Origin of the sequence: Oscillibacter sp. CU971, assembly GCF_905219725.1 — a bacterium.
Lineage (GTDB): Bacteria > Bacillota > Clostridia > Oscillospirales > Oscillospiraceae > Oscillibacter.
Map to the genome: position 1 here is coordinate 1 of NZ_CAJMXG010000111.1, position 9,458 is coordinate 9,458.

Annotated in this window: 7 protein-coding genes; 5 read left to right on the plus strand and 2 right to left on the minus strand. The window is 62.9% G+C overall.

What is annotated here, in order from left to right; translation table 11 throughout:
• Positions 1-96: 96 nt before the first annotated feature.
• Positions 97-2,523, plus strand: a complete 2,427-nt coding sequence (locus JX325_RS09010) for a glycogen/starch/alpha-glucan phosphorylase (RefSeq protein WP_204790826.1) — start codon at positions 97-99, stop codon at positions 2,521-2,523.
• A 63-nt stretch (positions 2,524-2,586) separates the two neighbouring features.
• Here JX325_RS09010 and thrS read toward each other — a convergent pair whose 3' ends face one another.
• Positions 2,587-4,347, minus strand: coding sequence for a threonine--tRNA ligase (gene thrS / locus JX325_RS09015; RefSeq protein WP_204790827.1), 1,761 nt, complete (start codon positions 4,345-4,347; stop codon positions 2,587-2,589).
• Positions 4,348-4,761: 414 nt separating this feature from the next.
• Here thrS and JX325_RS09020 point away from each other — a divergent pair, with 414 nt between their 5' ends.
• The gene (locus JX325_RS09020; protein WP_204790828.1) at positions 4,762-5,331 is read left to right on the plus strand and encodes a manganese efflux pump MntP family protein; all 570 of its coding nucleotides are present in this window, start codon (positions 4,762-4,764) and stop codon (positions 5,329-5,331) included.
• A 39-nt stretch (positions 5,332-5,370) separates the two neighbouring features.
• Here JX325_RS09020 and JX325_RS09025 read toward each other — a convergent pair whose 3' ends face one another.
• Entirely contained in the window at positions 5,371-6,291 is a 921-nt protein-coding gene (locus JX325_RS09025) for a DUF4397 domain-containing protein (protein ID WP_204790829.1), read from the minus strand.
• 155 nt (positions 6,292-6,446) lie between these two features.
• On the opposite strand from JX325_RS09025, the gene JX325_RS09030 reads away from it, so the two are divergent.
• The 3 genes from JX325_RS09030 (at position 6,447) to JX325_RS09040 (ending at position 9,372) form a co-directional block, all read left to right on the plus strand.
• The gene (locus JX325_RS09030) at positions 6,447-7,103 is read left to right on the plus strand and encodes a response regulator transcription factor (protein WP_204790830.1); all 657 of its coding nucleotides are present in this window, start codon (positions 6,447-6,449) and stop codon (positions 7,101-7,103) included.
• Between the two features lie 74 nt (positions 7,104-7,177).
• A complete protein-coding gene (locus tag JX325_RS09035; RefSeq protein ID WP_204790831.1) occupies positions 7,178-8,629 on the plus strand; it encodes a cell wall metabolism sensor histidine kinase WalK in 1,452 nt (483 codons plus the stop codon).
• A complete protein-coding gene (locus tag JX325_RS09040) occupies positions 8,593-9,372 on the plus strand; it encodes a hypothetical protein (protein WP_204790832.1) in 780 nt (259 codons plus the stop codon). The genes JX325_RS09035 and JX325_RS09040 overlap by 37 nt, the downstream gene beginning before the upstream one ends.
• Positions 9,373-9,458: the final 86 nt, after the last annotated feature.

Consider the following 9,458-nt stretch of genomic DNA (forward strand, 5'->3'; position numbering starts at 1 on the left):
CTCCAAAGCTGACAAAGCTGAGAAGAAAACCGAAAAGAAGTCAACCTCAAAGAAAGGAACCGCCGGCAAGAAAAAGTCTGCGGAGTGAAAACGCTTATGGCATCGATTACGACGAAAGAACTGGAAGAAGCCCTGTCCGCCAAACTGATGACTAACTTCGGCAAAGCCGCCGATGAGGCCACCGACGGCGAAATGATGCGGGCCAGCGCCCTGGTCCTCCGGGACATGATGGCCCTCCGGGAGGTTGAAACCCGGAAGAAGACCCGTCAGAACAAGAAAAAGCAGGTCCACTACCTGTCTATGGAATTCCTCATCGGCCGCAGCCTGATGAAAAACGCCTATAACCTGGATCTGCTGCCTCAGCTGAAAGAGGCCCTGGAGCACCTGGGCTTCAAGGCCGGGGACATCTTCGAGATGGAGCCCGACGCGGCGCTGGGCAACGGGGGTCTTGGGCGCCTGGCCGCCTGCTATCTGGATTCCATGACCACCCTGGAGATCCCCGCCACCGGCTATTCCATCTGCTACGAGCTGGGCCTGTTCAAGCAGAAGATCGTGGAGGGCCAGCAGGTGGAACTCCCCGACCACTGGAAGGACCTGGGCGCGGCCTGGCTGCTGCCCAAGCCCGCCGAAGCGCAAATGGTTTCCTTTGGCGGCACCGTCCGGGAGTTCTGGGCGGACGGCCATCTCCACACGGTCAATGAAAACGCCACCACAATCCAGGCGATCCCCTACGACATGGAAATCGCCGGATACGGCACGGGGCATGTCAATGTCCTCCGCCTGTGGGACCCCCGGCCGACCAAGGCCATCGACATGAGCCTCTTCGGCCAGGGCGAGTACCTGAAAGCCGCCGAGGAGGAGACCATGGCGGAAACCATCGCCAAGGTCCTCTACCCCGACGACAACCACATCGAGGGCAAATCCCTCCGTCTCAAGCAGCAGTATTTCTTCGTCTCCGCCACCATCCAGTCCATCACCGCCAAGCACCTGGACACCTATGNGACGCTGAAAAACTTCCATGAGAAAAACGTCATCCAAATCAACGACACCCATCCCACTTTGGTCATTCCGGAGCTGATGCGGGTCCTCATTGACGACACNGGAATGAACTGGGACGACGCCTGGTATATCACCACCCACGCCGTGGCCTACACGAACCACACCGTCCTGGCCGAGGCTCTGGAGCGCTGGCCCCAGACCCTGATGGAGCGCCGTCTGCCCCGTATCTGGCAAATCATTCAGGAGATCTCCAACCGCTGGCAGAAGCGGGTTGAGTCCTTCTACCATGACCCCGCCAAAACGAAGGAAATGGCCATCATCTGGGACGGGCAGGTCCGCATGGCGAACCTGTGCATCGCCGGAGGCATGGCCGTCAACGGCGTGTCCGCCCTCCACTCCGACATCCTGCGCAACGACGTCTTCAAGGACGCCTGCGCCATGGAGCCCACAAAGTTCCAAAACGTCACCAACGGCATTGACCACCGCCGCTGGCTCAGCGAGATCAACCCCGGCCTGGACGGCCTCATCAAAGAGCTGACCGGTGGGGACGCCTACCTCTCCGACGCCTCCGTCCTCCAGAAGCTGGACGCCTACGCGGACGCCCAGACCGTGCTGAACCGGCTGGCGGAGATCAAGCGGAAAAACAAAGAGGCCCTCGCCGTTCACGCCAAGCGGAGCCGGGGCGTCATTCTGNACCCCGACGCCANNTTCGACGTTCNGGCCAAACGGCTTCACGAGTATAAGCGCCAGCTTTTGAACGTGCTGCACATCATCGCCCTGTACCAGAAGCTGCGGGACGATCCCAACGCCATCACCCAGCCCCACACCTTCCTCTTCGGCGCGAAGGCGGCCCCGGGCTATGAGGTGGCCAAGCGGATCATCCGCCTGATCAACTCCCTGGCGGACCAGATCGAAAACGACCCCGTCTGCAAGGATAAGCTCCAGGTGGTCTTCCTGGAGAACTACCGGGTTTCCCTGGCGGAGGTGTTGATGCCCGCCAGCGAGGTGAGCCAGCAGATCTCCACCGCCGGCAAGGAAGCCAGCGGCACCGGAAACATGAAATTCATGATGAACGGCGCCCTGACCGTGGGCACCCTGGACGGCGCCAACGTGGAGATGCATGAGGTGCTGGGAGACGAGAACATGTTCCTCTTCGGCCTCCACGCCGACGAGGTGGAGGCCCTCAAGCGAGAGGGCTACGTGCCCCAGCGTTGGTATAACCGGGACGAGAAGCTCCGACGGGCCNTGGATNCCNTTCGCACCGGCTTCCGGGACGGTGTATGCTACGACGACCTCTATCAGCGGCTCCTGTTAGGGCTCGGCGGCAGCCCCGCCGACGAGTNCCTGCTCCTGGCGGACTTCGCGTCCTACTGCGAGGCGGAAAAGCGCATGGTGGAGACCTACGCCGACCCCGTCAAGTGGAACCGCATGAGCCTCCACAACATCGCCCGCAGCGGCATCNTCGCCGCCGACCGCTCCATCGCCCAGTACGCCGACAACATCTGGCACGTACCTCACAAATAATTGCACGCCAAACGCAAGGGACGTATCCAAAACGGATACGTCCCTTGCGTTTATACGTTTGGTTTACAGAATGACCTTGCTGTCCACTTCTTCCCGCAGCTTTGCGGCAAAGGCCTCCAGGCTCATGGCGCCCAGGTCCTCGCCGCCCCGGGTGCGGACGGAGACGGTTTTGTTTTCCACGTCCCGGTCGCCCACCACCAGCATGTAGGGGACCTTCTCCAGGGTGGCCTCCCGGATTTTCTTGCCGATCTTCTCGTTTCGGACGTCGGTCTCCACCCGGAAGCCCAGCTCGTCCAGGGTCTTGGCAAGCTCCGCGGCGTAAGCGTCCGCCCGGTCGGTAACGGTGAGGACCNTCACCTGGACAGGGCTCAGCCACAGGGGGAAGGCCCCGGCAAAGTGCTCGGTAATCACGCCGATGAAGCGCTCGATGGAGCCCAGGACCACCCGGTGAATCATGACGGGGCGGTGCTTCGCTCCGTCCTCGCCGGTGTACTCCAGCTCAAAGCGCTCCGGCAGCTGGCTGTCCAGCTGGATGGTGCCGCACTGCCAGGTCCGGCCCAGGGAGTCGGAGAGGTGGAAGTCCAGCTTGGGACCGTAGAACGCGCCGTCTCCCTCGTTGATGACAAAGTCCTTGCCCATGTCGGTGATGGCGGCTTTCAAAATGTCCTGGTTCCGCTCCCACTCCTCCACGGTGCCGATGTGGTCCTCCGGCATGGTGGAAAGCTCAATGGTGTAGCTGAGGCCGAAGGTGGAGTAGACCTCGTCGAAGAGGCGGACCGTCTCCTGGATAACGTCCTGCATCTGCTCCCGGGTCATAAAGACGTGGGCGTCGTCCTGGTTGAAGCAGCGGACCCGGAAGAGGCCGNGGAGGGCGCCGGAGAGCTCATGCCGGTGGACCAGGCCGATCTCCCCCACCCGCAGGGGCAGCTCCTTATAGGAGTGGGGCTCGCTGGCGTAGACCAGCATGCCGCCGGGGCNGTTCATGGGCTTCACCNCNAAGTCCACTTCGTCGATGACGGTGGTGTACATGTTGTTTTTGTAGTGGTCCCAGTGGCCGGAGCGCTCCCACAGCTGGCGGTTCAGCATGATGGGGGTGGAGATCTCCACGTAGCCGTACTTTTTGTGGACCTGCCGCCAGTAGTCCAGCAGGGTATTTTTCAGCGTCATGCCCTTGGGCAGGAAGAAGGGGAAGCCGGGGCCCTCGTCCCGGAGCATGAACAGGCCCAATTCCTTGCCCAGCTTCCGGTGGTCCCGCTTCTTGGCCTCCTCAATGCGCTTGAGGTATTCGTCCAGCTCGTCCTTCTTGGGGAAGGCGATGCCGTAGATGCGCTGGAGGGTTTCCCGGCTGGAATCCCCCCGCCAGTAGGCGGCGTTGCANGCCGTCAGCTTAATGGCATTTCCCTTTACACGTCCTGTAGAATCCAGGTGGGGACCGGCGCAAAGGTCCGTAAACTCGCCCTGCTTGTAGAAGCTGATGGCGGCGTCCTCGGGGAGGTCGTTGATGAGCTCCACCTTGAAGGGCTCGCCCTTTTCCTCCATGAACTTCACGGCCTCCGCCCGGGGCAGCTCGAAGCGCTCCAGCTTCAGCTTCTCCTTGCAGATTTTCCGCATCTCGCCCTCGATTTTTTCCATGATCTCCGGGGTGAAGGGGAAGGGAGAGTCCATGTCGTAATAGAAGCCCTCGTCGATGGAGGGGCCGATGGCCAGCTTCACCTCCGGGTACAGCCGCTTCACCGCCTGGGCCAGGATGTGGGAGCAGGTGTGCCAGTAGGTCTTGCGGTAGGTTTCGTTTTCAAAGGTATACAGATTGCTTTCTTCACTCATGGTAATTCCTCCTTGTATTACGGGGCGGGGCAAAAAATCCCACCCCTGATGAAGAATCAGGGGTGGGATACGAAAAACGCATTCCACGGTTCCACCCTGCTTGCGGCCCGGATGCGGACCGCCGCTCGCGTCCTCGGTAACGGGAGGGCCCGGTCCGGTTATCCCGGGCGGCTCAGGAGTGGTGGAGGCTCCGCGTTCGGCGCGGGACGCTTTCAGCATGCGCGTCCCTCTCTGGGCGTTTCCGGCGGCCCCGTCTCCGTCACAGCCAATTTGACAAAGACACTATAACACCAAGCGGCGGAAATGTCAAGCGTGCGGAAACGGCCATTTTTCCCCTGCCCGGTTCATATTCGTTGACAGCCGGAATATGGTTGTGGTATCATCTAAAAACTACATATACAGGGAGGCTCCTCCATGGATATTTTGGAACTGCTGCTGATCGCCGCCGGCCTTTCGATGGATGCCTTCGCCGTCTCCATCTGCAAGGGCCTGTCCGTCCAGCGGCTGAAGCCCCGGCACTATCTCCTCACCGGCGCCTGGTTCGGCGGCTTCCAGGCGCTGATGCCCTCCATCGGCNTCCTGCTGGGCTCCGCCTTTGACCAATATATCAGCGCCTTTGACCACTGGATCGCCTTCGTCCTCCTGGCCTTCATCGGCGGGAACATGGTCAGGGAGAGCCTTTCCGGGGACGAGGAATGTCACGACGATTCCTTCGGCCTCCGCACCATGTTCCTCTTGGCCGTGGCCACCAGCATCGACGCCCTGGCGGTGGGCGTCACCTTCGCTCTGCTGCCGGACGTGCATATCCTCTCCGCCGTGTCCCTCATCGGCGCCGCCACCTTCCTCCTCTCCGCCCTGGGGCTGATAGTGGGCAACGTCTTCGGCCTGCGCTACAAGGCCCGGGCGGAGCTGGCGGGAGGCGTTATCCTGATTCTCATGGGCCTGAAAATCCTGCTGGAGCACCTGGGAATCCTCATGTTCTGAGAAAAACGCCCGCGCCGTCTTGGGCGCGGGCGTTTTGCCTTAGCGGTCCATCAAAATCAGGTTTTGGATGTTGTTCCGGTTTCTGCCGCTCTGGAGGAGATAGACGCTGTAAATCGCGTTGCTGGTCACGTCCAGGTACAGCGAGCCGAAAGTCTCGTGCGGCGGATAGGCCCCCAGCCAGGCGGAGTCCATGGTCTCGATGTCCAGGCCGGAGGGCATGGGCGTCAGGTTCGTGTCGGCGTAGAAGAACTGATAGGTGCCGGGCATGATGCGCTTGAAGGCGGGGACCTCCTTAAACCGCAGGTCCGCCCAGACCACCCGGCCGTCGCTCATGATCACGTCCAGGGGGCCGCTGTTATAGGCCAGATTCCCGATGCGGAAGCTGGAATACCCGTTGGTGGGCGGGCAGCAGCTGTCGGTAATCTGCATCAGGTCCAGGCCCCCGGCGGTGTTGATGATGGCGATGGTGGTGATTCCGTTGGACTGGAAGGGCATGGTTTTCTGGATGTAGACATAGCCGTCGGTCCCCGTAACCGTCACCGTCTGGTAACCGGCGTTGACCTGGCCGTAGGTGGTGGCGGAGGCGTAGTTCAGCACGTTCACAAACCGGCGGTTGCCGACGAAAACGCGGAAGGCGGGATAGCCGTAGCCCGCGTTCAAAAAGCGGACCTTCGCCGCGCCGGGCCACACGCCGCCGATGACACCGGGCAGGACGATGATCCCGCCGCAGCCTCCGCCGTGACAGGGCCAGGTCTGATTTCCGCCGCCGGGGCCGGGGTAAACCGGGCCGCCCTCGCCGGGGTTGGGCAGGGGAATCACGGCCTCGCCTCCGTCCATGTTGCCGGGGTAGACAGGCCCGCCCTCGCCGGGATTAGGCAGGGGAATGACAGCTTCTCCCGACCGGCCGTTCCAGGCGGTGGGAGAGGAGAATTGCCGCATCATATTCTGATTCTGATTCATATATGCAGCCGGAAGCACGCTTCCGGCGTCCTCCTTTCGATTGGGGCTACGACAGTCTATGCCAAAGCCCCCTCTCCGGTTCATGATGCAAGAATGATGGAAGGACGATACAAACTATACTCCAAACAGGCATCTTGTCAAAGGACGTGATTTCCGTGAACAAAATCCTCATTGCCGAGGACGAGGCCCCCATCGCCAACCTCATCCGCACCGCCCTGGAGGGGGCGGGCTACCGCTGCGCCTGGGCCCCTGACGGGGCGGACGCGGCGGACAAGCTGGAAGCCCAGCCCTTCGATCTGGCGCTGCTGGACATNATGCTGCCCAAGGCCGACGGCTACGAGGTGCTGGAATACTGCAAAAGCCTGGAGGTGCCGGTGATCTTCCTCACCGCCAAGGGAGAGCTGGAGGACCGGGTGAAGGGCCTGCGCCTGGGGGCGGAGGACTATATCGTCAAGCCCTTCGAGCTGATGGAGCTGCTGGCCCGGGTGGAAACCGTCCTCCGCCGCTGCGGAAAGACGGGACGGGTCCTCTCCCTGCCGCCGGACATTGAAATCGACACCGCCAGCCGCGTCGTGCGCCGGGCCGGGGCCCCCGTGGCCCTGACCGCCAAGGAGTACGATTTGCTGCTGCTCTTCCTGCAAAACAAAAACATCGCCCTCTACCGGGACCGAATCTATGAAAAGGTCTGGGGCGAGGAGTTCCTGGGGGACAGCCGGACCGTGGACCTCCACATTCAGCGGATGCGGAAGAAGCTGGGGCTGGAGAACCGGCTGGTAGCGGTTTATAAGGTGGGCTACCGGCTGGAGGTGTAGGGGCGGCATGACGGAAGCGGGCGGACACACAGGTCCGCCCNTGCGGTTCGCTCCCACCCAAAAGGAGGCTTTTTGTGAAATTATTCTGGAAGCTCTTTTGCAGCATGGTCCTCATCACGGCCCTGGCCTGCTCCGCCGGGGGCTACGCCCTCATCCACGCCCAGTTTCGCGCCTCTTTGGACCGGGAGGTAGCGGCGCTGTACGAGGAAAACGACCTNCTCCGCTTCGCCCTGGCCCAGGAGCTGGCCTTCAACCCCCTGTACAGCCGGGAAGAGCTGGCCAAAGCCGCCGGGGGCATCAGCATCACCACCGGCCAGGGGCGGACGGTCTCCTTCCGCCTCAGCGACGAGGCGGGAACGGCCCTGGGCGGCAGCGGCGCGCTGCCGGTGGAGGCGGCGGGCCTCACCTCCCAGCTCCCCGCCGGGCAGCGGGGCTGGGTCATGAACGCCCTGGCCGACGGGCGGATTTACCTCCACGCCGCCAGCCCCCTGGCCCTGGAGGACGGCATCCTCTACCTGGAAAACTGCCGGGAGGTGGGAGAACTGTTCCAATCCCGGTCGGAGCAGTACCGGAGCTTCTTCTCCTTGATGCTGGTCCTCACCGGGGCGGTGGGGGGCCTGTCCCTGGCGGTGGCCGCCATGCTGGCCCGGCCCCTGGCCCGCCTTTCCGCCGCCGCCCGGCGGATGGCGGAGGGGGAGCTCAGCCAGCGGGTCCGGGTGGACGGGGACGACGAGATCGCCCAGCTCTCCGCCGACTTCAACGTCATGGCCCACCGCATCCAACGCCAGGTGGCGGAGCTGAAGGCCGCTCAGCGCCGTCAGGAGGACTTCATCGGCAGCTTTGCCCACGAGATCAAAACGCCCCTGACGTCCATCATCGGCTACGCGGACCTTCTCCGCTCCCGCCCGGCCACGGAGGAACAGGTCCGGGAGAGCGCCGGGTATATCTTCGGCGAGGGACGGCGGCTGGAGGCCCTGAGCCGGAAGCTGCTGGACCTCATCGTCCTGGGACGGCAGGATTTCCCCCTGCGGCCCGTGCCCCTGGACGCGTTCCTCCGCCGGGTGGCCGGGGCCATGGAGCCGCCCCTCCGGCAGGCGGGCATCCGGCTCACCCTTCAGTCCCAGGCGGTGACGGCGCGGATGGAGCCGGATTTGATGGAGACCGTCTGCATGAACCTGCTGGACAACGCCCGGAAGGCCATGGAGGACGGCGGGGAGATTTTGCTGGAGGGCTTCGCCCTGGAGGACGGAAACTGCTGCGTCCAGGTGACGGACCAGGGCAAGGGCATCCCGGCGGAGGAGCTGGAGCGGGTGACGGAGGCTTTTTACATGGTGGACAAGTCCCGCGCCCGGGCCCAGGGGGGCGCGGGGCTGGGGCTGGCCCTGTGCCGCCGGATTGTGGAGCTCCACGGCGGGGAGCTGGAAATTGAGAGCGAGCCGGGCCGGGGCACCCGGGTCCGGGTGCTTTGGAAAGGAGGGGAGGAACTGCCGTGCGAAACTGGAAAAACTGGCTCTTCCCCATCCTGACGGCGCTGACCGTCACGGCTCTGGCCCTGCTGCCCCTGCGGCTTTCCACCTTGGAGGACAGCAAGCTCACCGGCACGGTCCACGCCGAGGACCTGTCGGAGGACAGCAACTTCCCCTTCAAGCCCCCGGACCTGCCGGGGCGGCTCTGGCTCCTGGTCCAGTGGCAGGAAATGCCGGAAAATATCACCATCATGAGCCATGAGCTGGAGGGCGCGGAGCGGGACCGGGCCATGGCACAGCTCCGGGAGGACCTGGCTGAGCTGGGAAGCCTCCTCTCGCCCGCGGCGCGGACGCTGCTGTTGGAGATCGACGGCGACTCCTGGGAATGGTCCCGGCACTATCTCCGGGATCAGACGGACCTCTCCAGCGCCAGCTTCATCACGGCCTCCACCCATGACAAAAACCAGAAGGCCTACCTCTCCGCCACGGTGGACGGGGAAAGCGGGCAGATCGTCGGCCTGACGTTCAACAATGTCAGCATTGAGGGTATCCCGTGCAGCGTCTCTTCCCTGGAGTTGGGGAAGGCGATTCTGGACCGGCTGGGGCTGGACTACACCCCGGAGGAGGACACCGGCGACGTCGCGTGTTTCCGGCTGGCGGACTGCAAGAGCCTCTTTTGGATTACAAGGCACTGGACCGATCTGTATTTCAGCTTTACGGTAGACTGGGCCGCCGTGGACAAGGAAATCTCCGTAAGCTATGGCCGCGAGCCCACCGATGCAGCTTCGATGCAAAAATGGTAAGACTTCGATGCAGGAATGTTTCGGTTTCGACGGGGACAAGCCTTATCATAGAGACAGTTCAAGAGCAAAGGAGCTGTTTCTATGTC